The sequence below is a fragment of the Rhodobacter sp. CZR27 genome, from assembly GCF_002407205.1.
Classification (GTDB): Bacteria; Pseudomonadota; Alphaproteobacteria; order Rhodobacterales; family Rhodobacteraceae; genus Cereibacter_A.
This window is the reverse complement of the sequence record NZ_CP023548.1, coordinates 2,740,864-2,766,139: the sequence shown is the minus strand read 5'-3', so window position 1 is coordinate 2,766,139 and position 25,276 is coordinate 2,740,864. Positions and strand designations below refer to the sequence as shown.

At 69.0% G+C, this 25,276-nt stretch carries 24 protein-coding genes; 17 read left to right on the top strand and 7 right to left on the bottom strand.

What is annotated here, in order from left to right; translation table 11 throughout:
- Positions 1-166: 166 nt before the first annotated feature.
- Positions 167-667: an Lrp/AsnC family transcriptional regulator gene (locus tag CK951_RS13475; RefSeq protein ID WP_096786637.1), complete on the top strand. Its 501-nt coding sequence runs from the start codon at positions 167-169 to the stop codon at positions 665-667.
- Positions 668-673: 6 nt separating this feature from the next.
- Here the strand turns inward: CK951_RS13475 and pgeF are convergent, their stop codons facing one another.
- The 3 genes from pgeF to lgt are packed head-to-tail and all read right to left on the bottom strand — an operon-like array spanning position 674 to position 3,359.
- Positions 674-1,426, bottom strand: coding sequence for a peptidoglycan editing factor PgeF (pgeF, locus tag CK951_RS13470; RefSeq protein ID WP_096786636.1), 753 nt, complete (start codon positions 1,424-1,426; stop codon positions 674-676).
- On the bottom strand, positions 1,423-2,484 hold the full coding sequence (locus CK951_RS13465) for a class I SAM-dependent methyltransferase (RefSeq protein WP_096786635.1): 1,062 nt from the start codon (positions 2,482-2,484) through the stop codon (positions 1,423-1,425). The genes pgeF and CK951_RS13465 overlap by 4 nt, the downstream gene beginning before the upstream one ends.
- Entirely contained in the window at positions 2,481-3,359 is an 879-nt protein-coding gene (gene lgt, locus CK951_RS13460; RefSeq protein ID WP_096786634.1) for a prolipoprotein diacylglyceryl transferase, read from the bottom strand. Before lgt ends, CK951_RS13465 begins: the two co-directional genes overlap by 4 nt.
- A gap of 103 nt (positions 3,360-3,462) precedes the next feature.
- Between lgt and CK951_RS13455 the strand changes: the two genes are divergently transcribed.
- The 11 genes from CK951_RS13455 to CK951_RS13405 all read left to right on the top strand — a co-directional run bounded on the left by CK951_RS13455 (position 3,463) and on the right by CK951_RS13405 (position 14,074).
- Positions 3,463-3,711, top strand: a complete 249-nt coding sequence (locus CK951_RS13455; RefSeq protein ID WP_096786633.1) for an accessory factor UbiK family protein — start codon at positions 3,463-3,465, stop codon at positions 3,709-3,711.
- Positions 3,712-4,014: 303 nt separating this feature from the next.
- The gene (locus CK951_RS13450; RefSeq protein ID WP_096786632.1) at positions 4,015-4,308 is read left to right on the top strand and encodes an STAS domain-containing protein; all 294 of its coding nucleotides are present in this window, start codon (positions 4,015-4,017) and stop codon (positions 4,306-4,308) included.
- A complete protein-coding gene (locus CK951_RS13445) occupies positions 4,305-4,670 on the top strand; it encodes a response regulator (protein WP_096786631.1) in 366 nt (121 codons plus the stop codon). The genes CK951_RS13450 and CK951_RS13445 overlap by 4 nt, the downstream gene beginning before the upstream one ends.
- Positions 4,667-6,658, top strand: a complete 1,992-nt coding sequence (locus CK951_RS13440) for a chemotaxis protein CheA (protein WP_198402353.1) — start codon at positions 4,667-4,669, stop codon at positions 6,656-6,658. The genes CK951_RS13445 and CK951_RS13440 overlap by 4 nt, the downstream gene beginning before the upstream one ends.
- On the top strand, positions 6,655-7,149 hold the full coding sequence (locus tag CK951_RS13435) for a chemotaxis protein CheW (protein ID WP_096786630.1): 495 nt from the start codon (positions 6,655-6,657) through the stop codon (positions 7,147-7,149). Before CK951_RS13440 ends, CK951_RS13435 begins: the two co-directional genes overlap by 4 nt.
- 12 nt (positions 7,150-7,161) lie before the next feature.
- Positions 7,162-8,835, top strand: coding sequence for a methyl-accepting chemotaxis protein (locus tag CK951_RS13430; protein WP_232520630.1), 1,674 nt, complete (start codon positions 7,162-7,164; stop codon positions 8,833-8,835).
- Positions 8,795-9,337, top strand: a complete 543-nt coding sequence (locus CK951_RS13425; RefSeq protein ID WP_096786629.1) for a chemotaxis protein CheW — start codon at positions 8,795-8,797, stop codon at positions 9,335-9,337. The genes CK951_RS13430 and CK951_RS13425 overlap by 41 nt, the downstream gene beginning before the upstream one ends.
- Positions 9,334-10,170: a protein-glutamate O-methyltransferase gene (locus CK951_RS13420; RefSeq protein ID WP_096786628.1), complete on the top strand. Its 837-nt coding sequence runs from the start codon at positions 9,334-9,336 to the stop codon at positions 10,168-10,170. Before CK951_RS13425 ends, CK951_RS13420 begins: the two co-directional genes overlap by 4 nt.
- A gap of 2 nt (positions 10,171-10,172) precedes the next feature.
- Entirely contained in the window at positions 10,173-11,288 is a 1,116-nt protein-coding gene (locus CK951_RS13415; RefSeq protein ID WP_096786627.1) for a chemotaxis response regulator protein-glutamate methylesterase, read from the top strand.
- Positions 11,285-13,024 (top strand): transducer, TlpC, encoded by a 1,740-nt coding sequence (locus tag CK951_RS13410; RefSeq protein WP_232520629.1) that lies wholly within the window; start codon positions 11,285-11,287, stop codon positions 13,022-13,024. Before CK951_RS13415 ends, CK951_RS13410 begins: the two co-directional genes overlap by 4 nt.
- A 48-nt stretch (positions 13,025-13,072) precedes the next feature.
- Positions 13,073-14,074, top strand: coding sequence for a glutathione S-transferase family protein (locus CK951_RS13405; protein WP_096786626.1), 1,002 nt, complete (start codon positions 13,073-13,075; stop codon positions 14,072-14,074).
- Here CK951_RS13405 and CK951_RS13400 read toward each other — a convergent pair.
- The 4 genes from CK951_RS13400 to CK951_RS13385 form a co-directional block, all read right to left on the bottom strand.
- Complete coding sequence (locus CK951_RS13400) at positions 14,044-15,498, bottom strand: sigma-54 dependent transcriptional regulator (protein ID WP_096786625.1); 1,455 nt, start codon at positions 15,496-15,498, stop codon at positions 14,044-14,046. The genes CK951_RS13405 and CK951_RS13400 overlap by 31 nt on opposite strands.
- Complete coding sequence (locus tag CK951_RS13395) at positions 15,495-16,106, bottom strand: hypothetical protein (protein WP_232520628.1); 612 nt, start codon at positions 16,104-16,106, stop codon at positions 15,495-15,497. The genes CK951_RS13400 and CK951_RS13395 overlap by 4 nt, the downstream gene beginning before the upstream one ends.
- Before the next feature lie 129 nt (positions 16,107-16,235).
- On the bottom strand, positions 16,236-18,128 hold the full coding sequence (locus CK951_RS13390) for a propionyl-CoA synthetase (protein WP_096786624.1): 1,893 nt from the start codon (positions 18,126-18,128) through the stop codon (positions 16,236-16,238).
- A gap of 162 nt (positions 18,129-18,290) precedes the next feature.
- Positions 18,291-20,570 carry an NADP-dependent malic enzyme gene (locus tag CK951_RS13385; protein WP_096786623.1) on the bottom strand — a complete coding sequence of 760 codons (2,280 nt, stop codon included), beginning with the start codon at positions 20,568-20,570 and terminating at the stop codon, positions 18,291-18,293.
- A 149-nt stretch (positions 20,571-20,719) separates the two neighbouring features.
- On the opposite strand from CK951_RS13385, the gene CK951_RS13380 reads away from it, so the two are divergent.
- From CK951_RS13380 to upp, 5 genes are read left to right on the top strand one after another with little or no spacing between them, the layout of a single operon-like run.
- Positions 20,720-21,112, top strand: coding sequence for a cytidine deaminase (locus tag CK951_RS13380; RefSeq protein WP_096786622.1), 393 nt, complete (start codon positions 20,720-20,722; stop codon positions 21,110-21,112).
- Between the two features lies 1 nt (position 21,113).
- Entirely contained in the window at positions 21,114-22,421 is a 1,308-nt protein-coding gene (locus CK951_RS13375) for a thymidine phosphorylase (protein WP_096786621.1), read from the top strand.
- The gene (locus CK951_RS13370; RefSeq protein WP_096786620.1) at positions 22,421-23,617 is read left to right on the top strand and encodes a phosphopentomutase; all 1,197 of its coding nucleotides are present in this window, start codon (positions 22,421-22,423) and stop codon (positions 23,615-23,617) included. The genes CK951_RS13375 and CK951_RS13370 overlap by 1 nt, the downstream gene beginning before the upstream one ends.
- Positions 23,614-24,597 carry an adenosine deaminase gene (locus tag CK951_RS13365; protein WP_096786619.1) on the top strand — a complete coding sequence of 328 codons (984 nt, stop codon included), beginning with the start codon at positions 23,614-23,616 and terminating at the stop codon, positions 24,595-24,597. Before CK951_RS13370 ends, CK951_RS13365 begins: the two co-directional genes overlap by 4 nt.
- Positions 24,590-25,222: a uracil phosphoribosyltransferase gene (gene upp, locus CK951_RS13360; RefSeq protein WP_096786618.1), complete on the top strand. Its 633-nt coding sequence runs from the start codon at positions 24,590-24,592 to the stop codon at positions 25,220-25,222. Before CK951_RS13365 ends, upp begins: the two co-directional genes overlap by 8 nt.
- Positions 25,223-25,276: the final 54 nt, after the last annotated feature.

Sequence of the window (25,276 nt, the reverse complement as noted above, 5' to 3'; positions counted from 1 at the left end):
CCCGGCGCCCCATATAGGACGTGGCCGGGCCGTCCGAAAGCCCCCTGATCCGTTGCGCGGGATGGCGCGTTTCCGCAATGGAGAAGCGGTTTTTCATGCGTCCGCGAAACATTATTGCGCAGGCTGTCGCGACTCTCTAAAGTCGCCCGGCAGCAAGGAGAGCTTCATGGCCGGATCGAAACTCGACCCCATCGACCGACACATCCTGGCCGAACTCCAGGGCGACGGCCGGATGACGAACGTGGAACTGGCCAAGCGCGTCGGCATCTCGGCGCCGCCCTGCCTTCGCCGTGTCCGGACGCTCGAGGAAGCGGGCTACATCCGCGGCTACCACGCCGACATCGACCCGCGCGAACTGGGCTTCGAGGTTCAGGTCTTCGCGATGGTCCGGCTGCACAGCCAGGCCGAGGCGGACCTGTCGGCCTTCGAGAACCGCTGCCGCGCATGGCCGCTGGTGCGCGAGTGCCACATGCTGAACGGCGAGATCGACTTCATCCTGAAATGCGTGGCACCCGACCTGCCGTCGTTCCAGAAATTCCTGACCGAGGAACTGACCGCGGCGGCCAATGTCGCCTCGGTCAAGACGAGCCTTGTCATCCGCTGCGCCAAGGACCAGCCGGGCGTGCCCTTCGACGTGCTGGAAGCGCGGCTGCAGCGCAGCGCCTGACGCCGGTCAGAGCCGGATCGCCGAGATCAGCCGGCCATAGTCCGCCTCGCCCGCATGGGTCGTGCGGCGGTAGGAGAAGAACCGCTCCGGATCGGAATAGGTGCAGTGGCGTGTCCACTCGGCATGGCCGACGCCCGCCGCGCGCAGCCGCGCAAGACCGAGGGCGGGCAGGTCGAACAGCGCCCGGTCGCCGCTGCCCTGCGCGAAGAAGCGCGCGTTGGCGGGGTCCTCGTCGATGAACTGCTCGACGAACTCGGGGCCGACCTCGTAGGCGCGCTGGCTGATCGTGGGGCCGATGATCGCCGCGATGTGCTCGCGCCGGGCACCCAGGCGCTCCATGGCGTCGATGGTCGCCTCGAGCACGCCGTCGAGCGTGCCGCGCCAGCCTGCATGGGCCGCGCCGATCACCCGCGCCGTGCCATCCGCGAACAGGACAGGCTGGCAGTCCGCCGTCAGCACGGCAAGGGCCACGCCCGGCGTGGCCGTCACCATGGCGTCGGCGCTCGGACGACCGGAGAGGGGACCCGTCACATGCACCACGTCGGCCGAATGCACCTGGTTGATGGTCACGAGATGGTCGGGCGCCACGCCCATCGCCTCGGCCACGCGGGAGCGGTTGATCGTCACCGCCTCGGCCAGATCGCTTGATCCCGGCCCGCAGTTCAGCCCGGCGAAGATCCCGGAGGAGGCGCCGCCCTTGCGGGTGAAGAACCCGTGCCGGAGGGGGGCCAGCGCGTCGGCCGTCACTATTTCCATCATCCTGCAAATCCTGCCGGCGCCGGACCCTGCGGCGGAAAGACCGCCAGCGCCTTGAAGAGCGTTCCCATTTCGGCCGCGTCGGTCAAGCGGCGAGTTGCGGCCTCGTGGCTGGCCAGCGCCTCGCCCGACAGCGACTGCGCCAGCCGCCGGGCACGTTGTTCGATGCCGAGGGCGAGCAGCAGGTCCCCTTGGGTGGTGCAGGCCGTGCCGCAGGGAAGGGCCGCGGCGGCAAGCGCCTCGAAGTCCACATGGGCCGTCAGGTCGGCCTCGCCGGGGCAGGCCAGCGGATCGGCGAAGCGATGCGCCTGCAGTGCCTGCAGCGTGTCCCCGCGCGAGTGCCAGCCGCCATAGTCCACGACGAGGGCCGCGCCGCCCTGCGCGGCGATCCGGGCTGCCACCGCGGCCATGACCGCGCCCGCCGCCGGGCAGAACTCGACGATCTCTCCCTGCCGGGTGTCCTCCAGCCGGTGCGCAAGAGCGGCGAGCGCCGTCTCCGGTCCCAGCCCGAATGCCAGCGCGCCATCCTGCAGCCCGACCATGCGCTCGCGCCAGCCGCTGCCGTCCCGGACGAACTGGCGGATCGGCAGCGCGTCGAAGAACTCGTTCGCGACCAGCAGGGTGAAGCGGTCCGGCAGGTCCTCCGCGCTGTCCAGCCACTCCACCGGGCGGGTGCCCAGTGTCCGCCGCTGGACGCTGCGCAGCGCGGCAGAGGTCTCGACCAGCACGACCTGCGCCGCCTCGTGAAACCCCGGCACGCCGCGCGTCGCACGCAGGATGTCGGCCATCAGCGTGCCCCGGCCCGGCCCGAGTTCCGCGAGTGTCACGGATGCCGGAGCGCCCTGATCCAGCCAGCATTGCGCGAGGCAGAGGCCGATCAGTTCGCCGAACATCTGGCTGATCTCGGGGGCCGTGGTGAAGTCCCCCTGCGCGCCGAAGGGGTCGCGCGTGGCGTAGTAGCCGTGCCGGGGATGCATCAGGCACTCGGCCATGTAGTCGGCCAGCGTCATCGGCCCGGCGGCCTCGATCCGCCGTGTCAGGAGGGTGGCAAGCGGCGTCACGCCGACCGTCTCGCCTGCTGGATCAGCGTCAGGCCCACCAGGATCATCGGCAGCGACAGCATCTGGCCCATGGTCAGCCCGTAGCCGCCGATCTCCCAGGCGAGGCCGAAGGGGTTGCCCTCGGTCACGAACTGGGCGTCGGGCTGGCGGACGAACTCGACGATGAAGCGGGCGATGCCATAGCCGGACAGGAAGGCTCCGGTGACCGCGCCGGGCCAGCGCAGCCATCCCCGCCGCCAGACCAGCACCGCCAGCAGCAGGAACAGCAGCAGCCCCTCCATCCCCGCCTCGTAAAGCTGCGACGGGTGGCGGGCGCAGATCCCCTCGATGCCCGGGCAGGTCTGGGCGGCCTCGCCCGGGAAGGCCACGCCCCAGGGCAGGGTGGTCGGCCGGCCCCAGAGTTCGGCGTTGATGAAATTGGCGATCCGGCCGAGGAACAGGCCCGGCGGGGTCGCCACGGCCAGAAGGTCGGCCACCGGCAGGATGCGGATGCGCTCCTTCAGGCAGAAGGCGATCATCGCCGTCATCACGCCGAGGAAGCCTCCGTGGAAGGACATGCCGCCCTCCCAGACCTTCAGGATCTGGCCGGGGTTCTCGAAGTAATAGCCGGGCTGGTAGAACAGCACGAAGCCGAGCCGCCCGCCGAGGATCACCCCGAGGATCACCCAGGTCAGCAGGCGCTCGAGCTGGTCCTCGTTCATCGGCGGACCTTCCGCCCAGAGGCGCGGCGTGCGGATCAGGCGCAGCACCAGCCGCCATCCGATCAGCAGCCCGGCAATGTAGGCGAGGGCGTACCAGCGCAGCGCGAAGGTCGCGCCGAAGACCTCGATCGAGAAGATCTCCGGCGAGATCTCGGGGAAGGGGATGTAGGACATGCGCGTTCCTTTCGCCGGGGTTTTCCGGTGCGGCTGCGGCGAAGTCAACCTTGCGCGCCAGGGGCGCCAAGACCATATAGGGCCGATCGCTGGAGGGAACCGAATGCAGACCCGCAACAAATTCTTCGACGACATGTCGCAGCTGATGACCAACGCCATGGGCGTGGCCCAGGGCGCCAAGACCGAGGCCGAGACGGCGATGAAGGGCTTCATCGACCGCTGGATGGCGGACCGCGATTTCGTCACCCGCGAAGAGTTCGATGCGGTCCGCGCCATGGCCCAGAAGGCCCGCGAGGAGAACGAGGCGCTTTCGGCCCGCATCGCCGCCCTCGAAGCCGCCGCGAAGCGCTGACGCCTGACTGACGGCCCGGCGCCCGGTTCAGGGCGCCGCCCCGATGGCCTGCCGCGCGGCCCCGCCTCGGTGCGCCGGGCAGCGCCCGCAGCCCGGCGGAGCCAGTGCCGCGGCTTGTGACCCCATCCCTCTCCCCTCCTTCCGTATGGCCGGGTGACCAAAGGCGCCGCGCGCCTGCCTCAAGACATGTGCCTTTGGCCATAAACCCGGGGCGTCTGCCGCCGTTCCTTTCGCTAGCGTCCAGCCGATGAGCCGCGGGCCCCCGTGCCCTGCGAAGACGGACGAGTGGAAGGAATTGTCTGCATGAACCCATTGAGGATCTCCGGCGAGCTCCGCCTGCAGGATGCATCCGGCCTGATGCTGCGGTTGGAAGAGGCGCTGACCGACGGAGATGTGACGCTGGACGTCGCCGACGTGTCGGATGCCGATGTCGCAGTGGTGCAGGTGTTCGTCTCGGCGATGCACACGGCCAGCCTGCTGGGCCGCACCCTGACGATGCCGCTGGATGCGGCCATGCCGCTGGCCGCCCGCCTGCGCGCGCTCGGCATGGGGCCGGCCGATCTTGGCGGCAAGCCGACGGCAGGAGCGGCCGCATGACCAAGACCATTCTCGCCGTCGACGATTCGCCCTCGATCCGCTGCATGGTCGCCATGACCCTGCGCGAGGCGGGCTACGAGGTCATCGAGGCCACCGACGGACGCGAGGGCCTCGACAAGGCCCTGAATCATCCCGTCGATGCCATCATCACCGACCAGAACATGCCGAACCTCGACGGGCTGGGGTTCATCCGCGAGTACCGGCAGCATCCCGTCAGCAAGGGCAAACCCATTATCTTTTTGTCCACGGATTCCGCCGACAATCTCAAGCAGCAGGCACGCGAGGCTGGGGCGCTCGGGTGGATGGTCAAGCCGTTCACCCAGACGCAACTTCTCGCCGTCATCAAGAAGGTGCTCGGATGATGGACGACGACATGATGGCCGTCTTCCGGCAGGAAGCGACGGATCTGATAGAGAGCCTTGAACGCGGGCTCCTGGATCTCAGCGACTCGCCGGAAGATCGTGACCTGATCAACGCGGTGTTCCGCGATCTTCACACGATCAAGGGTTCGGGGGCGATGTTCGGTTTTGCCGACATGGCGGCCTTCGTCCATGCGTTCGAATCGGCCTTCGACCTGCTCCGGTCGGGTCAGGCCAGCGTCACGCCCGAGATCATCCGCCTCGCGCTGTCCGCGCGCGACGAGATCATCGGCTTCCTGAGCGACGAACCCGATCCCGACGGGCGTCGTCCGGCGATCCTCGCAGCCCTGGCCGCCTCGGTGGGTGTCGCCGGCAGCGCGACGGCGGAGGCGCCCGGCGGGGCCGCCGCCGTATCAGCGCCCCCGGCCGAGGGGGCCCAGCGGCTGCATTTCCGGCTGACCGGCAGCGCGCTCGCACTGGGCGCGCGCCCCGACCTGCTGCTCGCCGAGCTTGGCGAACTGGGGGCAACCGACATCCGCGCCGACCTTTCCCAGGTTCCGACCCTCGACGCGCTCGATCCGGAAACCTGCATGATCGGATGGTCGATGACACTTCCCGCCGGCGTGGGCCGCGATGCCGTCGACAATGTCTTCCTGTTCAACGACGCCGAGATCCGGCTCGAAACCATTGCCGCTGCCCCGGCCGCGCCAACGGCATCCGGTCCGGCCGCGCCGGCGGTTGCCGCCCCGGCTGCTGCGCCCGCCGCCGCGGCCCGGAAGCCGGCCGAGGATCCGCTTCCCGCGGCCGACAAGGCTGGGGCGACCATGCGCGTCGCGGCCGAGCGTCTCGACCACCTGATGGACCGTGTCGGTGAACTGGTGATTGCCGATGCCCGGCTTCTCCAGCTGGCCCAGCAGAGCCGCGACCCGGCGCTGATGGCCGCGGCCGAGGAGATCAGCCGGCTGGCCGCCGGACTGCGCGACACGACCATGCGGATCCGCATGGTGCCGGTGCGCTCGATGATCGGCCGGTTCCGCCGCCTGATCCACGGGCTGTCCGAGACCGTCGGAAAGCCCGTGTCCTTCGTGGTCCGCGGCGAGGAAACCGAACTCGACAAGACGGTGATCGAACAGCTCGCCGATCCGGTCGTCCACATGCTGCGGAACTCCGTCGATCACGGGCTCGAGACGCCCGCGGAACGGATCGCCGCCGGCAAGCCCGTCGAGGGCCGGGTGACGCTCGAGGCAGAGTATTCCGGCGCCGAGGTGGTGATCCGCATCAGCGATGACGGACGCGGCCTCAACCGCGAGCGGATCCGGGCCAAGGCGGTGGCGAACGGCCTGATCAGTCCCGACGCCGTGCTGTCCGAGGCCGCGATGAACGCGCTGATCCTCGAGCCCGGGTTCTCGACGGCCGAGACGATCACCGAACTGTCGGGCCGGGGCGTCGGCATGGACGTGGTGAAGAAGACCATCGAGGGCCTGCGCGGCTCCATCGAGGTGCAGTCCGTCGAGGGGCGCGGCACCACCTTTACCCTGCGCCTGCCGCTGACCCTCGCGATCATCGAGGGCCTGATGGTCGAGGTTGCGGGGGAGCGGTTCTCGATCCCGCTGGCGGCCGTGCAGGAAATCGTGGAACTGCCGCCGGAGATGGCGGAGGCCGACGATGGCGCGGACTTCCTCGACGTGCGTGACCGGCTCGTTCCGCTGGTCCGCCTGCGCCGCATGTTCGCGAGTCCGGGCGCGCCCGGCGAGTATCAGACGGTGGTGATCGTGCGCGCCGGCGACACCCGCGCGGGCGCCGTGGTCGACCGGATCATCGGCACCAACCAGATCGTCATCAAGCAGATGTCCCGGCTGCACTCCGGCATCCGCGCCTTCTCCGGGGCAACGATCCTCGGCGATGGCACGGTGGCCCTCATCCTCGATGTCCCCCATCTCACCGGCGTCGGCCAGGGCGTCGACGACCGCACCAGAGGAGCCGCGGCATGACGAACGTGGTCGACCTGAAGACGGCTGCCCTCATGACGGTGGTCACCATGCGGCTGGGGCGGCAGTTGCTCGCCATTCCGGCCTCGGCCCTGCGCGAGATCCTCGACCCGCTGCCGGTCACCCGTGTTCCGACCGCCGACCGCTCCGTCTGGGGCGTGATCAACGTCCGCGGCGCGGTCGTGCCTTTGGCCGAACTGCGCTTCGCCTTCGGCATCGCGGAAGAGCCCCAGACCGAAGCCAGCAAGATGCTGGTCCTCGAGGTCGATCTTGCGGGTGAGCCGATCGTCGTCGCGGTAGCCGCGGACGCGGTGCTCGAGGTTACCGAACTCGACCGGACGACGATGGAGCCGCTTCCCCCGAAGGGCAGCAACTGGCCGCAGTCCTTCGTGCATGGCGTGTTCCGCACGAAGAAGGGCCTTCACCTGCTGCCGAACCTTCCGGGCATCTTCGCGGCCCAGGCCTCGATGCCCGGTCCCGCCGTCACTCAGTGAGAAGGAGCAGGAATGCGCATCACCATAAAGCTGAAGCTTGCGGCAGCCTTTTTCGTCGTGTTCGCCTTCGCCGGAGGCGCGGTGGCCCTGGCTGCCTGGGACCTGCGAAAGCTTGAGGGCGACCTCAAGACGCTGATGAACGCCGAGGTGGAACGGGTCGTGCAGGCGGACCGCCTGAACACGGGCCAGATCCGGCTGAGGGCTGCTGTGCGGGAATACCTGCTGAACGACGACCCGGGCGTCCGCGAGCGTGCGGAGGCCGAAATCGCAATGGCCCGCGCCGAGCAGCGCGAGGGGTTCGACGCGCTGGCTGCGCTCGCCACGAGCGAGGAGGACCGCGCCATGCTTGCCACCTACGAAGACTACTGGGGCAAGATGAAGCCCAACAACAACGCCGTGCTGAAGGCTGCGGAAGCGGGGAAGTTCGACGAGGCACGGGGCCTGCTCGCAGATCCCGAGATCGCGCGGATGCAGGCGACGCGTCTCGAGATCGTGGCCAAGCTCCGCGAGCAGGCGGTGACGCGCATGCAGGCTGCAGCCGAAGCCGCCGAGGGCGCCTTCGCGGGTGCGACCCGCAATCTGGTCCTGATCATCGGAAGCGCTGCCCTGATCGGGTCGGCTGCGGCAATCTGGATCATCCTGTCGATCTCCCGCGGTCTCGGCCGTGCGGTGGAGCTGACGCGCCGCGTCGCCACCGGCGATCTCAGCGCGACCGCAGAGGCTCGGGGCAACGACGAGATCGCCGACCTGCTGCTTTCGGCCAATGAGATGGTGGTGAAGCTGCGCGACGTGGTGGGGCAGGTGACGGCTGCCGTGCGTGAGGTGGCCAGCGGCAGTGCCCAGATTGCCTCGACCTCCGAGGAGCTGAGCAATGGCGCGAGCGAGCAGGCCTCCGCCACCGAGCAGGCCTCGTCCTCGGTCGAGGAGATGGCGGCCAACATCCGCCAGAGCGCCGACAACGCCACCCGGACCGAGCAGATGGCGCTGAAGTCCGCTTCGGATGCCCGGGCGAGCGGTCAGGCGGTCGGCAACGCCGTCGCCGCCATGCAGCAGATCGCAGAGAAGATCATGATCGTGCAGGAGATCGCGCGGCAGACCGACCTTCTTGCGCTGAACGCCGCGGTCGAAGCCGCCCGCGCCGGCGAGCACGGCCGAGGGTTCGCGGTGGTCGCCTCCGAAGTGCGGAAACTGGCCGAGCGCAGCCAGACGGCCGCGACGGAGATCTCGGCCCTGTCGTCCGAGACGGTCCGTGTTGCCTCTCAGGCCGGCGAGATGCTCGCGCGGCTGGTCCCGGACATCGAGCACACGTCAAGCCTTGTGAGCGAGATCTCGGTCACGTCGCGCGAACTGTCAGCCGGGGCCCAGCAGGTGGCGCTGGCCATCCAGCAGCTCGACAAGGTGACCCAGCAGAACAGCTCGGCCTCCGAACAGCTCGCGACCAGCGCCACGCAGCTTTCCTCTCAGGCCGAGCAACTGGAAAGCACGAACTCCTTCTTCCGGGTCGCCGGCGGCGCCATTGTGGCCCCTTCCGGACCCCCGGCTGAGGGGACACGGCGTCCGGCTCCCCCTGCGCGAGCCGCCGCGCGTCCGGCCAGCCCTCGTGCGGCGGGCGGCTTCGCCTTCGATCTCGATCCGGAGAATAGTGATGACCTCGATACCGGCTTCCTACGCCATGACGCAGCCTGACTCCGCCGGAAGCCCGGAGGCTCCGCCCGTCGTCACCTTCGCCGCGGGAGACACCCTCTATGCCCTGCCGGTGGAGCGGGTTCAGGAGATCCTGGACCTCCGTCCGATCGCTCCGCTGCCGAATGCGCCGCCACACCTGCTCGGACTGTGCGAGGTGAGGGGCGCGGGCGTTCCGGTGGTTGACCTCAGAAGCCTCCTCGGGCTCGGCATGGCCGCTGACACCGCGCAGAGCCGGATCCTCGTGACCTGGGTGCAGAACGGCGAGGCGCGGCTGGTCATCGGGATCAAGACGGAACGCGTGATCGAGGTGACCTCGCTCGACGAGGGGCGCATGCAGCGGATGAGCGGCAGCGACATGCTGAACTGGACGGACACCGCCGTCCTCGGCATCGGCAAGCGCAACGGCGCGTTTGTCACCCTGCTGGACATCGACCGTCTCATGGACCCCTCCCGACTGGCCTCGATCGCCCCGTCCGAGGCGAGGCAGGGCGTGCTGCAATGAACCAGCCGCTGCGTCACGCGCACGACCAGATGTTCTCCGACCTGATCCGGACCCGGACGGGCATCCAGCTGCCGGTTCACCGCCGACAGATGATCGAGTCGCGACTTCGGCCGAGGATCCTCGCCGTCGGCGCAAAGGGTTTCGACGGCTATCTGGCCCAGCTCTTCGACAATGGACTGCTCGAGGAGGAGCTTCCGCTCGTCATAGACCTTCTCACGACCAACAAGACCGACTTCTACCGCGAGGCGACGCATTTCGACGTGCTGGTGCGCGAGATCGTCCCCGAAGCGATCCGGCGAAGTGCACCGATCCCTCCGCGCCTGAAGATCTGGAGCGCGGCAAGCTCGGAAGGGGCGGAGGCCTACACGATCGCGATCGTGCTGGCCGAGTGCCTGCGGGCGGGCAAGAACTTTTCCTACGCGATCCTCGGCACGGACATTTCACAGCGCATGCTGGAACGGGCCCAGCGGGCGATCTACACCAAGGAGCAACTCGCCCCGATCCCGGCCGAGTTGCGTGCCCGCTACACCATGCAGGGCCGAGCGCCAGCGCATGCCGGAACCGCCCGGATGGTCCCCGAACTGCGGGATCGCGTGCAGTTCATGCATCTGAACCTGATGGACCGCACCTATCCGGTCGACCGCGACGTGGACGTCATCTTCCTGCGCAACGTGCTGATCTACTTCGGCGCCGAGGATCAGGCCTCGGTCGTGTCCCGTCTGGTGGGGCACCTTCGGCCAGGCGGCTACCTGATCGTGGGCCATTCGGAGTCGATGGTGGTCAGCCATCCGCAGATGAAACAGCATTCGCCTTCCATCTTTCGAAAGACCTGATCATGGCACTTCGCGCGGCAGTTACTTCAACCCCGACACGCGTCCTGATCGTGGATGATTCCGCGGGCGCCCGTGCGATGTTCAAGGTGATCGTGGAAAGCGATCCGGCGCTGCAGGTCATGGCGGCGGTTCCGGATGCCTATGCCGCGGCACGCGCCATGCGAACGGAGCTTCCGGATGCGATCCTTCTCGACCTCGAACTTCCGGGCATGGATGGCCTGACCTTCCTGCGCAAGATCATGCAGCAGCACCCGATCCCGGTCATCGTCTGCTCGAGCCATGTCGGCGCCGGCACGGATACGATGGTTGCCGCGCTCGAACTGGGGGCGAAGGAGGTCATCGCGAAACCTGCCGCGCGCAACGAGATCGAGCGTCAGGAAGCCTCGATCCGGATCTGCGACGCCATCCGCGCGGCGACCGAAACCACCCGACGGCGCGCGCAGCCCGAGGCGCGCCCTCTTGCCCCGGGTCCGAAACTCACGGCCGACGAGATCCTTCCCGCGCGCCCGCCCCGGCCGGTTCCCGAGACGATGCCGGTGGTGTGCATCGGCGCATCGACCGGAGGAACCGAGGCGCTGCGCGATGTCCTGACGGCGCTGCCGGCCTCCGCGCCGCCGATCGTGATCGTCCAGCACATGCCGCGGGGTTTCACGGCCGCCTTCGCGCGACGCCTGGATTCGCTCTGCGCCATCGAGGTGCTCGAGGCCGAGGACGAGATGCAGGTGCTGCCGGGTCGCGCGATCATCGCGCAGGGCGACCGTCACCTGCTGTTGCGCCGGCGAAACCAGGGCTACCGCGTCTCGGTGGTGGACGGCGCCTACGTCTGCCGGCACCGCCCGTCGGTCGACGTCCTGTTCCGCTCCGCCGCGCAGGAGGCGGGCAGCAACGCACTCGGCATCATCATGACGGGCATGGGGGACGACGGAGCACGCTGCATGGCGGAGATGCGCGCCGCAGATGCCGAGACCATTGCCCAGAACGAGGAGTCCTGCGTGGTCTACGGCATGCCCCGGGAAGCCGTGGCCCACGGCGGGGTGCAGAAGGTCGAACCGCTCGACCGGCTCGCGACCCGCATCGTGGAGTTTGGCCGCCGGCAAGCCGAAAGGGTGGCGCGATGAAGCTGGATCCCCATCTGCTGGACAGCGCAAGGACCGCGCAGCCGGCCCATCCCCTCGATTTCGTGCTCCTCAGCACCGAGCAGACCTTCCTGCGCGCAGGCGAGACGCTGTCGCAGGCCGTGGGCCACCTGCATGGCCTGCGAGCGGACTTCGCGCGGCTCGAGGCGGCGCTCGGGCCCGCCCGGACCGGGCGCTTCCTGGAACTGACGACCGAGACCGGCAGCCAGGCCACCGCACTGGCGGACGAATTCGCTCGGTTCGAGGGGGCGGCGCGGGCACTGCGCGCTGCCGTGGGCGCCATGCGTTCGGAAGTGACCGATCTCATGGCCACCATCCGCGCGATCTCCATCGTCAAGCTGCAGGCGCGGATCATCGGCAACATGCTCACCAGCAGCCGCCAGCGGGTGGAGGCCTTCACGGGCGGCCTGACCCGGATGGCCGCCGAGGCGGCGGACCTCGTCGCGGAAGTGGACGAGGCGATGGTCGAGATCGCCGCGGAAACCGACGCGATGGATGCCGAGGCCGCGCATCTGTCGCAGACACTGCGGGAGGTGGTTCTGCCGAGCCTTGCCGCCATCGGGGCCACCGCGTCCGGGGTGCAGTCGGACCGTCACCGGCTGGCCCAGGGCAACGAGGCGCTGGCACGGCGGATGGACGAGATCTTCGGGGCGGTCTCGCAACTGATCCTCGCGCTGCAGGCGGGCGACAGCGCGCGGCAGCGGTTCGAACATGTGCGACACCTGACCTCGGACGCCCTCGCGACGGCCGGGGACGATCCCGCGCTTCAGGGCCTGCTGCTCGACCTTGGCATCGGACAGAGCGAAGGCACGCTGCGCCACCTCACCACGGACCTCGACGCGGCGACGCGCAGCTTCCTCGACCTGCAGGGGCGGGCGGCGGCGGCGATCGGTTCGGCCCGAAGCCTCTATCTCGAAGGGCCGCGGCGCGGCGGCAGCGCCATCCACACGATGGCCGATCAGGCCGAGACCGTTGTCGCCGGGCTGTCGCGATGCGGCGAGCACCTGCGCAACCTTGCCGCCTATGCGGCCCGGGTGGCCGGGCATCTCGACACCATCCGCCATCACGAGGAACGGATGCGGCGGATCGAGGACCTGGTCCGGCTCTTCGGCCTGAACGCGGTCATCGTCTGCGCCAAGCTGGGGCAGGAGGGGCGGGCCCTGCAGGAGATCTCGCGCCAGTTGCGCGATCTCACCCAGGTTTCGGCGGCGGTCTTCACGCGGCTGCACGGGCGGCTGGAGAAGACTCAGGACTGTGCCTCGGTCATCGGCACCGAGGCCGTCGCGAGCCTGGAACTCGAGATGCGGCGGGTCGCCTCCGATGCCCGCGCGATCCGCGAGATCCTGGAAGAGGCCGACCGCGTCCACGGCGAGACGGGACACGCGTTCGGGAAGGTCGGGCGCATCCTGACCGCCAGCCTCGACACGGCGGCGGGCCTGATGTCGGGGTATCGCCGCAACCTCGGCAGCGTGCATGTCTTCATCGAGCAGACGGCGCGGCGGCGTGACGCGCTTCCGCCGCCCGGCCCGATCGAACCCGGCACTCCCGCCGAGGCGATCCTTTCCGCTGCCCGGGCGATCTACACGGTTCCGGACGAGCGTCATATCCATGACCGCATCCTTGCCGCCGCAGGGTCCGGGGCAGTCGGAACGGAGCCCGTGACGGCGCAACCCGAGCCTGCTCCGGCCGAGGACGACCTCGCCGACATCTTCTTCTGACCTGTGCGCCGCCGCATCACGCGCTAGCTCGGGTGCAGGAGGGACGGCATGGGTGAACTGATCGAGGGTGTCTGGCACCCGACCTGGTACGACACCGCGTCGAGCGGCGGCCGCTTCGTCCGCAGCCGCGCGGGGTTTCGCAACTGGATCACGCCGGACGGCCGCCCGGGGCCGACCGGCGAGGGCGGTTTTCCGGCCGAGGCCGGGCGGTATCACCTCTATGTTTCGCTGGCCTGTCCCTGGGCGCATCGCACCCTGATCTTCCGGTCGCTGAAGGGGCTGGGGTCCCTCATCGGGGTCTCGGTCGTCCATCCCGACATGCTGGCGGACGGCTGGACCTTTTCGCGCGACTTTCCGGGCGCGACGGGCGACCGGCTTCATGGGCTGCCGTTCCTGCGCGACCTCTACCTCAGGGCCGATCCCGGCATCTCGGCCCGCGTGACGGTGCCGGTCCTCTGGGACCGGACGCGCCAGACCATCGTCAGCAACGAGTCCGCCGACATCATCCGCATGTTCAATTCGGCCTTCGACGGCCTGACCGGCAACCGGCAGGACTTCCATCCCGTCGCCCTGCGCGAACGGATCGATGCCCTCAACGCGCGCATCTACGAGACGGTGAACAACGGCGTCTACCGCGCCGGCTTCGCCACCTCGCAGCAGGCCTATGACGAAGCCGCTCCCGCTGTCTTCGCGACGCTGGACTGGCTGGAGGATCTGCTGGGCACCAGCCGCTATCTGGCGGGTGAGACAGTGACCGAGGCCGACTGGCGGCTCTTCACCACGCTCATCCGCTTCGACAAGGTGTATCACACCCATTTCAAGTGCAATCGGCGCCAGATCGTGCAGTATCCGCACCTCTGGGGCTGGCTGCGCGAGCTTTACCAGTGGCCGGGCGTGGCGGAGACGGTGAGCTTCGACCACATCCTGCGGCACTACTACTTCAGCCACGACACGATCAACCCGCACCGCATCCTGCCGCTGACGCCGGACCCGGACTTCGATGCGCCGCACCGGCGCGATCAGCTCTTCCAGGTCTCGCGCTTGCGGTAGAGCGTCGAAGGCGACACGTCGAGCACCCGCGCCGCCTTGGGCACCGAGCCGCCGTGGCGCGCGATCGTCGCCTCGATCACGATCTGCTCGATCTCGGCCAGCGTGCGGCCGATCAGGTTGTCGAGGACCGGCATTTCCGCCGTGGGCGGCGGGCGGGGCAGGTCCGCATCCTCGACCGGGGGATGGGCTGCGAAGTCGTCGGGCAGCATCCGCATGGTGACGAGCCCGCCGTCGTTCAGAACCACGATGTTGCGGATGACGTTCAGCACCTGCCGCACGTTGCCCGGCCAGGGATGGTGCCGGAACAGCGCCTGCACCTGCGGGTCGAGGCCGATGAACTCGCGGCCTTCCTCGGCGGCGAAGCGGGCCAGTGCCGTCTCGGCGATCTCGATCACGTCATCGCCGCGCTCGCGCAGCGGCGGCATGTGGATGGGCACGACATAGAGCCGGTAATAGAGATCCTCGCGGAAATGTCCGCGTCGCACGGCGTCCAGCGGGTCGCGGTTCGTGGCGCAGACGATCCGGACATTGACCTTGCGGGGGCGGGTGGCGCCCACCGGCTGCACCATCGAGGTCTGCAGGAACCGCAGGAGCTTGGTCTGCAGCGCCGGCGCCATCTCGCAGATCTCGTCGAGGAACAGCGTGCCGCCATCCGCCGCTGCCGCCGCGCCGGGCTTGTCGGCGATGGCGCCGGTGAAGCTGCCCTTCACATGGCCGAACACCTCGGATTCCAGCAGGTCCTGCGGAATGGCGCCGCAGTTGAGCGCGATGAAGGGTCCCGTCGCACGGCTGGAATTGGAATGGACAGCCAGCGCGCAAAGCTCCTTGCCCGTGCCGCTTTCCCCGGTGATGAAGACCGTCGCCATGGAACGCGCCGCCGAGCGGATCTTGGCGTGGATGCGCGCCATGGTCTCGGACGAGCCAAGGAACGCGCCGGTCAGCGAGGCGGGGCCTTCGGGCTCGGGCTCGGGGCGGCGGGCGCGCGGGGTCGGGCGGGCGAGCGTGGCGTTCTCGACGGCGCCCAGGAAACGCTGCTCGTCGAAGGGCTTCACGAGGAACTCGTGCGCGCCCGCCCGCATCGCCTCGACCGCCTTGTTGATCGATCCGTTGGCGGTGATGACGATGACATTGGTCTCGGGCCGCAGCCGAAGCATGTCCTGCATCAGGTCGAGCCCGTTCCGGTCCGGCAGCATCAGGTCGAGCAGGACGACGCTGGGCAGGACCTCGCGGAACCGCGTCAACCCCTCGGCCGCGGTGCCCGCAACGGCGACACGATGTCCCGCCGAGGCGAGGACCGAGCGATAGACCATCTGCAGCGAGGGCGTGTCCTCGATGAGAAGGATGGGCCGCGGCCGCGCCGACTCGGCCGGCGCCGCGGCGCGCGGGGCCGTGTCGGGTCCGGTCTCGCGGAGCTGCGAACTCATGCGCTGCCCCGCTGCCGCGCCACGAAGGCGAGAAGTCCGTCAAGGCGGCCCAGAAGCTCGGAACGGATCGCCTGCGCGCTGTCGTGGTCGCGCAGATGCGCCGCGCCATTCAGCGCCTCGGCCATCCGCTGAAGCTCGGACGCGCCGACCGTTCCGGCGAGGCTCACCAGCACATGCGTCTGCGCCCGGACCTCGGCCCAGTCGGCGGCCGCCATCGCCTCGTCCAGCCGCTCGCGCGTGTGCTTCAGATCGAGATGCAGCCGGTCGACCAGTTCATCGGCGGTATCGGGGCCGGCAATCTCCAGCAGGCGGCTGAACCGGTCCTCGTCGATGCAGGCGGGGGGAGAAGCGGGTTCGGTCATGGCTTCCTCGGTGAGCAGGCTGACCGCCTGGTCGACAAGGGCGCAGAGATCGGTCAGCGACTGGCGCAAGGGCATCGCGAACGGGGCAATGTCCTTGCCAAGATCGGCCTCGAGCCGGGCCAGGCGCTCCATCGCCTCGTTGAGCGCGCCGGCCAGATCGCCGCACAGGCCGAGCCTCGTCGCGCGATCGCCGCAGACGGCCACCCCGGCCGGGCCGAAGGGAGGTGGGGGCAATGAGGCCGTCATGGGTGTTGACCTGTCGCGGGCAGCATGGCCGCTGCAGGTTAGCGGGTGGGCCGGCAAAGTCCAGCCCGCCGTTCATCCTTCGGTTGAGTGGACGCGCCGCGGCATGACCCGTGGCGCGTCCGGGGCGGCTCAGGCGCGGGGATAGCCGATGCCCTGCAGCGCCGTGCGGATCTCGTCGAGGATGGCGGGATCGTCGATGGTGGCGGGCATCTTGAACTCTTGCCCGTCGGCGATCTTGACCATGGTGCCGCGCAGGATCTTGCCCGAGCGGGTCTTCGGCAGCCGATCGACCACGCAGGCGCGCTTGAAGTCGGCGACGGGGCCGATCTGCTGGCGCACCAGCGAGACGCATTCCTTCACCACATCGGCCGGCTCGCGGTTCGAGCCCTTGTTCAGGCACAGCAGCCCGAGCGGCGACTGGCCCTTCAGTTCGTCCGAGACGCCGATGACCGCGCATTCCGCCACGTCCTTGTGGCTGGCGAGCACCTCTTCCATCGCGCCGGTCGAGAGGCGGTGGCCGGCAACGTTGATCACGTCGTCGGTGCGGGCCATGATGTAGACGTAGCCGTCCTCGTCCATGTAGCCCGCGTCGCCGGTCTCGTAATAGCCCGGGAAGTGGGTCAGGTAGCTTTTCACGAAGCGGTCCTGCGCGTTCCACAGGCCCGGCAGCGTGCCGGGGGGCAGCGGCAGCTTGATCGCGATGGCGCCCAGCTGTCCGGCCGGAAGCTGGTGGCCGCCCTCGTCCAGCACGCGCACATCATAGCCCGGCATCGGCACCGAGGGGCTGCCGACCTTGACCGGCAGCGGCTGGATCCCCATGGGGTTCGCCGCGATCGCCCAGCCGCTTTCGGTCTGCCACCAGTGGTCGATCACCGGCACGCCCACGTTCTTCTGCGCCCAGACGATGGTGTCGGGGTCCGCCCGCTCGCCGGCAAGGAACAGCGCCTTCAGGTTGCGCAGGTTGTAGTCCTTGATCAGCTCGCCCTGCGGATCCTCGCGCTTGATGGCGCGCAGCGCGGTGGGGGCGGTAAAGAAGGTCTTGACCTTGTGGTTCTGCATCACGCGCCAGAAGGCGCCTGCGTCCGGGGTGCCGACCGGCTTGCCCTCGTAGACGATGGTGGTCGCGCCCGCGATCAGCGGACCGTAGCAGATGTAGCTGTGGCCCACGACCCAGCCCACGTCCGAGGCCGCCCAGAAGACGTCGCCCGCGTCGATGTCGTAGATCGCCTTCATCGTCCAGTTCAGCGCGACGAGATGGCCGCCGGTCGCCCGCACCACGCCCTTCGGCTGGCCGGTCGTGCCCGAGGTGTAGAGGATATAGGCAGGGTGGTTGCCCTCGACCGGCACGCATTCAGCGGGCTCGACGCCATACTGGAAGGTGTGCCAGGCCACGTCGCGGCCTTCGATCAGCTTCGCCACTTCCTGTTCGCGCTGGAAGATCACGCAGAACGAGGGCTTGTGTTCGGCTTCCTCGATCGCCTGGTCGAGCAGCGGCTTGTAATGCACCACGCGGCTCGGCTCGAGACCGCAGGAGGCGGCGATGATGGCCTTCGGCTTGCAGTCGTCGATGCGGACGGCCAGTTCATGCGCGGCAAAGCCGCCGAATACCACCGAATGGATCGCGCCGAGGCGGGCACAGGCCAGCATCGCCTCGAGCGCCTCGGGGATCATCGGCATGTAGATGATGACCCGGTCGCCCTTTTCCACGCCCTTGGCGCGCAGCGCACCGGCCAGCGAGGCCACGCGGGCCTGCAGCTCGGCATAGGTGATGCCCTTCGACGAATGCGTGATCGGGCTTTCGTGCATGATCGCGATCTGCTTGCCGCGACCGGCCTCGACATGGCGGTCCACCGCGTTCCAGCAGGCGTTGACCTTGGCGTCCGCGAACCACTCGTAGAACGGCGCGTTCTCCTCGAACAGCGCCTTCGAGGGCGGGCTGACCCAGTCGATCTGCTCCGCGGCCTTCATCCAGAAGCCGTTGGGATCCTCAAGGGACCACTTGTAAAGGCTTGCGTATGCCATCGTATACCCTCCCTCGGTGCGCATGTTCTGTTAAGACGGAGTGCGGGCAGACGCAAGATTGTTTCAACAGGGCGGCATCCGATGCGATGCGGCCCTTGGTCACGTTTTGCGCTATCAGCCCGGATGCGGGGCTGTTCCGGACTTCTTCATCCGAGAAGATCGCTAGCCGTATTGTGCCACCGGCGTTCCGGCGAGCGCCGACATGTTCAGCAGGCCGCGCGCGGTGATCGAGGCGGTAACGATATGCGCGAGGTTGCCCATCCCCATGAGAATCGGCCCGACCTCCAGACCGTTTGCTTTCACCTTGAGAATGTTGCGCACGCCCGAGGCGGCGTCGGAATTGCCGAAGACCAGCACGTTCGCGGCGCCCTCGTAGCGGCCGCCGGGGAAGATGCGATCGCGGATCGACTGGTCCAGCGCGGCGTCGATATGCATCTCGCCCTCATAGGCGAAGTCGGGGCGGCGGGCGTCGAGAATCTCCAGCGCCGCCCGCATCCGGCGCCCCGTGGAGCAGTCGAGGTTGCCGAACTGCGACGAGGAACAGAGCGCGACCTTGGGCGTCAGCCCGAAGCGGCGGACGTGCCGCGCCGCGCCCAGCACGGTGTCGGCGATCTGTTCGGGCGTCGGCTCGGGGTGGACATGGGTGTCGGCGATGAACAGCGGCGCATCCTCCATGATCATCAGCGACAGCGCCCCGATCGGGCTGAGGCCGCCATGGGCGAGGATCTGCGTGACATAGTTCAGGTGCCACAGATACTGGCCGTAGGTGCCGCAGATCAGACTGTCGGCCTCGCCGCGCTGCACCATGATCGCGCCGATCGCTGTGGTGTTGGTGCGCATCACCGCACGGGCCGTGTCGGGCGTCACGCCGCGCCGCGCCATCAGGTGGTGGTAGCTTTCCCAGTAGTCGCGATAACGCGGGTCGTTCTCGGGGTTCACGAGGTGGAAGTCGCGGCCGGGCCGGATCGGCAGGCCGGCGCGCTCGCAGCGCGATTCGACCACTTCGGGGCGGCCGATCAGGATCGGCTTGTGCACCGTTTCCTCGAGCACCGCATTGGCGGCGCGCAGCACGCGCTCGTCCTCGCCCTCGGCAAAGACGATGCGGCGTGATTCGACTGACGACGCCTCGAACACCGGCCGCATGATCAGCGCCGAGCGGAAGACCGAGCCTTCGAGCTTCTGGCGATAGGCGGCGAGGTCGGGCAGGGGGCGCGTGGCCACCCCCGTCTCCATCGCGGCGCGGGCCACGGCGAGCGCCACGACGCCGATCAGCCGGGGGTCGAAGGGCTTCGGGATCAGGTAGTCCGGGCCGAAGGACATCCGCTCGCCCTTGTAGGCGGCGGCGGCCTCGGCGCTGGTGGTCGCGCGGGCAAGGCTCGCGATGCCGTCGATGCAGGCCAGCTGCATCGCGTCGTTGATCGTGGTGGCGCCCACGTCCAGCGCGCCGCGGAAGATGAAGGGGAAGCAGAGGACGTTGTTGACCTGGTTGGGATAGTCCGAGCGGCCGGTTGCGATGATCGCGTTCGGGCGCACGCTGCGCACCTCGTCGGGCAGGATCTCGGGCGTCGGGTTGGCCAGCGCGAAGATGATCGGCCGCTCGGCCATCTTCGCGACCATCGCCGGGGTCAGGACACCGGGGCCGGACAGGCCGAGGAAGAGGTCCGCGCCCTCGATCACCTCGTCCAGCGTGCGCAGGTCGCTGTCCTGCGCGTATTCCGCCTTCTGCGGCGTCATCTCGACCTCGCGGCCGTTCCAGACCAGCCCCGCGATGTCGCAAAGCCAGACGTTCTCGCGCCGGACGCCCAGCTTCAGCAGCATGTTGAGGCAGGCGATCCCGGCCGCGCCGCCGCCCGTCGAGACCACCTTGATCTCCTCGAACCGCTTGCCGGCCACGTGCAGGGCGTTGGTGGCGGCAGCCCCCACCACGATGGCGGTGCCATGCTGGTCGTCGTGAAAGACGGGGATGTTCATGCGCTCGCGGCAGAGCTTCTCGACGATGAAGCAGTCGGGCGCCTTGATGTCTTCAAGGTTGATCGCACCGAAGGTGGGCTCCAGCGCGCAGACGATCTCGGCCAGCTTCACCGGGTCGGGCTCGTTCAGCTCGATGTCGAAGCAGTCGATGCCGGCGAATTTCTTGAACAGGACCGCCTTGCCTTCCATCACGGGCTTGGCCGCCAGTGCGCCGATGTTGCCGAGGCCAAGCACGGCCGTGCCGTTCGTCACCACGCCCACCATGTTGCCGCGCGCAGTATAGCGGCTGGCGGTCGCGGGATCGGCCTTGATCTCGAGGCAGGCCTCGGCCACGCCGGGCGAATAGGCGCGCGCAAGGTCGCGCCCGTTGGCCAGCGGCTTCGTCGCCCGGATCTCCAGCTTTCCCGGTTTGGGAAACTCGTGATAGTCCAGCGCCGCGTGACGCGCGTTGTCCTGCCTGACTTCGTCCATTCTGTCCTCCCGCAGATGGTCCAGCACTAATTCATCTGAACGGCTGCGCAACCTAGAAGGTGCCCGCCCGCGCCGAAGCCGTCACCGAGCGGCCGCTTGCATCCGGCACGCCTCCGTCCCAAAGTCGGCGCGACAAGAAGGAGGACGCCATGTCCCTGCTCGAAGCCGCCACGGCGGTGCGCGAGAATGCCTATGCACCCTATTCCCGCTTCAAGGTGGGCGCGGCGGTTCGAACCGTGACGGGGGCCGTCCATGTCGGCTGCAATGTCGAGAATGCCGCCTACCCCGAGGGCACCTGCGCCGAGGCCGGCGCCATCGCCGCGATGGTGGCCGCCGGCGGGACGCGCATCGCCGAGATTCTCGTGATCGCCGACAGCGCCGAGCCGGTGCCCCCCTGCGGCGGCTGCCGCCAGAAGATCGCCGAATTCGCGCCGCCCGAGGCGGCCGTCACGCTCTGCACCACGGCCGGGCAGGAGGTCCGCACGACGGTCGCGGCACTTCTGCCGGGTGTCTTCACCGCCGCCCACATGGACAGGGCCTGACGTGGACGCCCGTTCGATCAATTCGAAGCTCCGCCGCGGCGAGGCCCCGACCGCGACGGACTTGCAGTGGTTCGCCGAAGGACTCGCCAGCGGCCATGTTACCGATGCGCAGGCCGGTGCCTTCGCCATGGCCGTCTGCCTGCGCGGTCTGGGCGAGGAGGGCCGCGTCGCGCTGACCCGCGCCATGCGCGATTCCGGCAAGGTGCTGGCGTGGGACCTGCCCGGACCCGTCCTTGACAAGCATTCGACAGGCGGGATCGGCGACTGCACCTCGCTGCTGCTGGCGCCTGCATTGGCCGCCTGCGGGGCCTATGTCCCGATGATCTCGGGCCGCGGCCTTGGCCATACCGGCGGCACGCTCGACAAGCTGGAGGCCATCCCCGGCTTCAGGGTCAACCTCGGCGAGGATCGCCTGCGGTCGCAGATCGAGGATGTCCGCTGCGCAATCGTCGCCGCCGACGACAGCATGGCCCCGGCCGACCGGCGGCTCTACCTGATCCGCGACGTGACCGGCACCGTGGAATCGATCGACCTGATCACCGCCTCGATCCTGTCGAAGAAGCTCGCGGCGGGGCTCGAGGGTCTGGTTCTGGACGTGAAGGTTGGGTCGGGTGCCTTCATGACGACGATGGACGAGGCCGAGGCGCTTGCCCGCGCGCTGGTCTCGACCGCGCAGGGGGCGGGCTGCATGACGGCGGCGCTGATCACCGACATGAGCCAGCCGCTCGCCACCGCCGCGGGCAACGCGCTCGAGGTGATCGAGGTGATGGAGACCCTCACCGGGACCTCGATCAATGCCGCGCTATGGGACGTGACGGTGGCGCTGGGCGGCGAGGCGCTGGCGCTCGGCGGCATCGCCGCCGATGCCGAGGACGGGGCGAACCGCATCGAGCAGGCGCTGGAAAGTGGACACGCGGCCGAGTTCTTCGCCCGCATGGTCGCCGCGCAGGGCGGGCCTGCCGACTTCGTCGAGCGCTGGCCCGACCGGCTGCCTTCGGCTCCGGTGATGCGCGAGGTACCGAGCCCACGCGCCGGCTTCGTGCTGCGGATCGACACGGCGGCGCTTGGTCAGGTGGTGGTGCGCCTCGGCGGGGGGCGCCTGCGCGAGACGGACCGGGTGAACCCCTCGGTCGGCCTCGCCGACATCGCCGGTATCGGCGAGGAGGTGAGCGAGGACCTGCCGCTCGCCATGATCCATGCCGCGACCGAGGCCGAGGCCGATGCCGCGGTGGCCGCGCTGCAGGCGGCCTATGTCATCGCCGATCAGGAACCCGAGGAGCCGCCGCTGATCCATGCGAGGATCGCCTGATGCCGCGCGCCTTCCTGATCGTGATGGACTCGGTCGGCTGCGGCGGCGCGCCGGATGCGGCCGACTTCGGCGACGAGGGGTCGAACACGCTGGGCCACATCGCGTGCGCCTGCGCCGAAGGTCGCGCCGACGAGGGGCGGAGCGGCCCGCTCGCGCTGCCGGTGCTGGACGGGCTGGGGCTGGGCCGCGCCGTGGCGCTTGCGTCGGGGCTGGCGCCGCCGGGCCTTGGCGCCGAGCCCCGGGGCCGCTGGGGTGCGGCGACCGAGGTGTCGCGCGGAAAGGACACGCCCTCGGGCCACTGGGAACTGGCCGGTGTCCCGGTGCCGTGGGACTGGCACTATATCCCCAACACATGCCCGGCCTTCCCCGCAAGCCTGACCGTCGAGATCTGCCGGCTGGCCGGAACCGAGGGTATCCTCGGCGACCGTCATGCCTCGGGGACGGCGATCATCGAGGATCTGGGGGCCGAGCATCTGCGGACCGGCTGGCCGATCTGCTACACATCGGCCGACAGCGTGCTGCAGATCGCCGCGCACGAGGACGCCTTCGGCCTCGACCGGCTGCTGTCCCTGTGCGAGGCGCTGGCGCCGACCGTCCACGCGATGCGCGTGGGCCGGGTGATCGCGCGGCCCTTCGTCGGAACCGAGGGTCACTTCACCCGCACGCCGAACCGGCGCGACTATGCCATCGCCCCGCCCGCGCCGACGATCCTGGACGTGGCCTCCGCCGCGGGCCGCGCCACCCATGCCATCGGCAAGATCGGCGACATCTTCTCGCGCCGCGGCATCGGCAAGCTGCACAAGGGCCCTGACGACGCGGCGCTGTTCGACCGGCTCGACGCGCTGGCCGCGGGGGCCGAGGACGGCTCGCTGACCTTCGCGAACTTCGTGGAATTCGACACGCTCTATGGCCATCGCCGCGACGTGGCGGGCTATGCGCGGCAGCTGGAGTGGTTCGACCGCCGGGCAGGGGCCTTCCTCGGCCGGCTGCGTCCGGGCGACATCGCGATCTTCACCGCCGATCATGGCAACGACCCCACCTTCCGCGGCACCGAACACACGCGCGAGCGGGTGCCGGTGCTGGTCGCAGGGGCGGGGGCGGGCGAACTCGGCCTTCGCGCCTATGCCGATGTGGCGGCCTCGGTCGCCCTGCATCTCGGGCTGCCGGTGCCCGGACCGGGACGGAGCTTCCTGTGACGCTGCCGAAGGTCGAGCTTCACCTGCATCTGGAAGGCGCCGCGCCCCCCGCCTTCATCCGCGGCCTTGCGCAGGAAAAGCGCATCGACATCTCGGGCATCTTCGCGGCCGATGGAAGCTATGCCTACACCGACTTCTGGCACTTCCTGAAGGTCTACGAGGCGGCAACCTCCGTGCTGACCTCGCCCGAGGATTACCACCGGCTGACCCTCGCCGTGCTGGAGGAAAGCGCGAAAAGTGGCGTGGTCTATTGCGAGACATTCCTGTCGCCCGACTTCTGCGGCGGGCGCGACCTGTCGGCATGGCGCGAGTATCTTCACGCCATCGAGGAGGCCGGGACGCAGGCCGAGCGGACCATGGGCGTCACGCTGCGCGGCATCGTCACGCCGATCCGCCACTTCGGCCCCGAGAAGGCGAAGCAGGTCGCGCTCTGCGCTGCCGAGACGGCTGGGCGCTTCGTCGTGGGTTTCGGCCTTGCCGGCGACGAGAAGGTGGGCAAGCCGGGCGACTTTGCCTGGTCCTTCGACATGGCGCGCGAGGCGGGGCTGCGGCTAACCTGCCACGCCGGCGAATGGCTCGGCCCGGACAGCATCCGCGACGCGCTGCGTGACCTGCGGGTGGAGCGCATCGGTCACGGCGTCCGCGCCATCGAGGATCTGGCGCTGGTGGACGAACTGGCCGAGAACGGGGTGGTGCTCGAGGTCTGCCCCGGATCGAACATCGCGCTGGGGATCTACCCGGGCTGGCGCAAGCACCCGATCGGGGAACTGCATCGCCGCGGCGTGAAGGTCACGGTCTCGACCGACGATCCGCCCTTCTTCCACACCACGATGGCGCGCGAATACGACCGCCTCGCCGAGGCCTTCGACTGGGACGAGGGCGTGTTCCGCGAGATCGCCCGCACCAGCCTTGACGCCGCCTTCTGCGACCCCGATACCCGCGCCCGCATCGCCCCGCTTCTGGAGCCCGACCATGCTTGACCATCTGACCGTCGTCAGCCACCCGCTCGTGCAGCACAAGCTGACCATCATGCGCAAGAAGGAGACCTCGACGGCCGGCTTCCGGCGCCTCCTGCGCGAGATCAGCCTGCTTCTGGCCTACGAGGTCACGCGCGAGCTGGACATGACGACGACGACCATCGAGACGCCGCTGTGCGAGATGGAGGCCCCTATCCTCGACGGCAAGAAGCTTGCGCTGATCTCGATCCTGCGGGCGGGCAACGGGCTGCTCGACGGCATCCTTGAGCTGATCCCGGCGGCGCGCGTCGGCTTCATCGGCCTCTATCGCGACCCCGAGACGCTGAAGCCCGTGCAATATTACGCCAAGGTTCCCGACATGCTCGAGGACCGGCTGGTGATCGCGGTCGATCCCATGCTGGCCACCGGCAACTCCTCGGTCGCGGCCATCGACCTGCTGAAGGAGAAGGGGGCGAAGAACATCCGCTTCCTCTGCCTGCTCGCCGCACCCGAAGGCATTGCGCGCATGAAGGAAGCCCATCCCGACGTGCCGATCGTCACAGCGGCAGTGGATGATCACCTTAACGACCATGGATATATTGTCCCCGGCCTAGGTGATGCGGGCGACAGGATGTTCGGCACCAAATAAAGGGGCCTGCACCTTTACAGGCGGCGCGACGCAGGGCAAGATCGCAGGGCTTCA

Excerpts from the sequence above, each read along its gene's own strand:
- CK951_RS13475 (WP_096786637.1), top strand. The coding sequence starts at position 167 with ATGGCCGGATCGAAACTCGACCCCATCGACCGACACATCCTGGCCGAA.
- pgeF (WP_096786636.1), bottom strand. The coding sequence starts at position 1,426 with ATGATGGAAATAGTGACGGCCGACGCGCTGGCCCCCCTCCGGCACGGG.
- lgt (WP_096786634.1), bottom strand. The coding sequence starts at position 3,359 with ATGTCCTACATCCCCTTCCCCGAGATCTCGCCGGAGATCTTCTCGATC.
- CK951_RS13455 (WP_096786633.1), top strand. The coding sequence starts at position 3,463 with ATGCAGACCCGCAACAAATTCTTCGACGACATGTCGCAGCTGATGACC.
- CK951_RS13450 (WP_096786632.1), top strand. The coding sequence starts at position 4,015 with ATGAACCCATTGAGGATCTCCGGCGAGCTCCGCCTGCAGGATGCATCC.
- CK951_RS13445 (WP_096786631.1), top strand. The coding sequence starts at position 4,305 with ATGACCAAGACCATTCTCGCCGTCGACGATTCGCCCTCGATCCGCTGC.
- CK951_RS13440 (WP_198402353.1), top strand. The coding sequence starts at position 4,667 with ATGATGGACGACGACATGATGGCCGTCTTCCGGCAGGAAGCGACGGAT.
- CK951_RS13435 (WP_096786630.1), top strand. The coding sequence starts at position 6,655 with ATGACGAACGTGGTCGACCTGAAGACGGCTGCCCTCATGACGGTGGTC.
- CK951_RS13430 (WP_232520630.1), top strand. The coding sequence starts at position 7,162 with ATGCGCATCACCATAAAGCTGAAGCTTGCGGCAGCCTTTTTCGTCGTG.
- CK951_RS13425 (WP_096786629.1), top strand. The coding sequence starts at position 8,795 with ATGACCTCGATACCGGCTTCCTACGCCATGACGCAGCCTGACTCCGCC.
- CK951_RS13420 (WP_096786628.1), top strand. The coding sequence starts at position 9,334 with ATGAACCAGCCGCTGCGTCACGCGCACGACCAGATGTTCTCCGACCTG.
- CK951_RS13415 (WP_096786627.1), top strand. The coding sequence starts at position 10,173 with ATGGCACTTCGCGCGGCAGTTACTTCAACCCCGACACGCGTCCTGATC.
- CK951_RS13410 (WP_232520629.1), top strand. The coding sequence starts at position 11,285 with ATGAAGCTGGATCCCCATCTGCTGGACAGCGCAAGGACCGCGCAGCCG.
- CK951_RS13405 (WP_096786626.1), top strand. The coding sequence starts at position 13,073 with ATGGGTGAACTGATCGAGGGTGTCTGGCACCCGACCTGGTACGACACC.
- CK951_RS13400 (WP_096786625.1), bottom strand. The coding sequence starts at position 15,498 with ATGAGTTCGCAGCTCCGCGAGACCGGACCCGACACGGCCCCGCGCGCC.
- CK951_RS13395 (WP_232520628.1), bottom strand. The coding sequence starts at position 16,106 with ATGACGGCCTCATTGCCCCCACCTCCCTTCGGCCCGGCCGGGGTGGCC.
- CK951_RS13390 (WP_096786624.1), bottom strand. The coding sequence starts at position 18,128 with ATGGCATACGCAAGCCTTTACAAGTGGTCCCTTGAGGATCCCAACGGC.
- CK951_RS13385 (WP_096786623.1), bottom strand. The coding sequence starts at position 20,570 with ATGGACGAAGTCAGGCAGGACAACGCGCGTCACGCGGCGCTGGACTAT.
- CK951_RS13380 (WP_096786622.1), top strand. The coding sequence starts at position 20,720 with ATGTCCCTGCTCGAAGCCGCCACGGCGGTGCGCGAGAATGCCTATGCA.
- CK951_RS13370 (WP_096786620.1), top strand. The coding sequence starts at position 22,421 with ATGCCGCGCGCCTTCCTGATCGTGATGGACTCGGTCGGCTGCGGCGGC.
- upp (WP_096786618.1), top strand. The coding sequence starts at position 24,590 with ATGCTTGACCATCTGACCGTCGTCAGCCACCCGCTCGTGCAGCACAAG.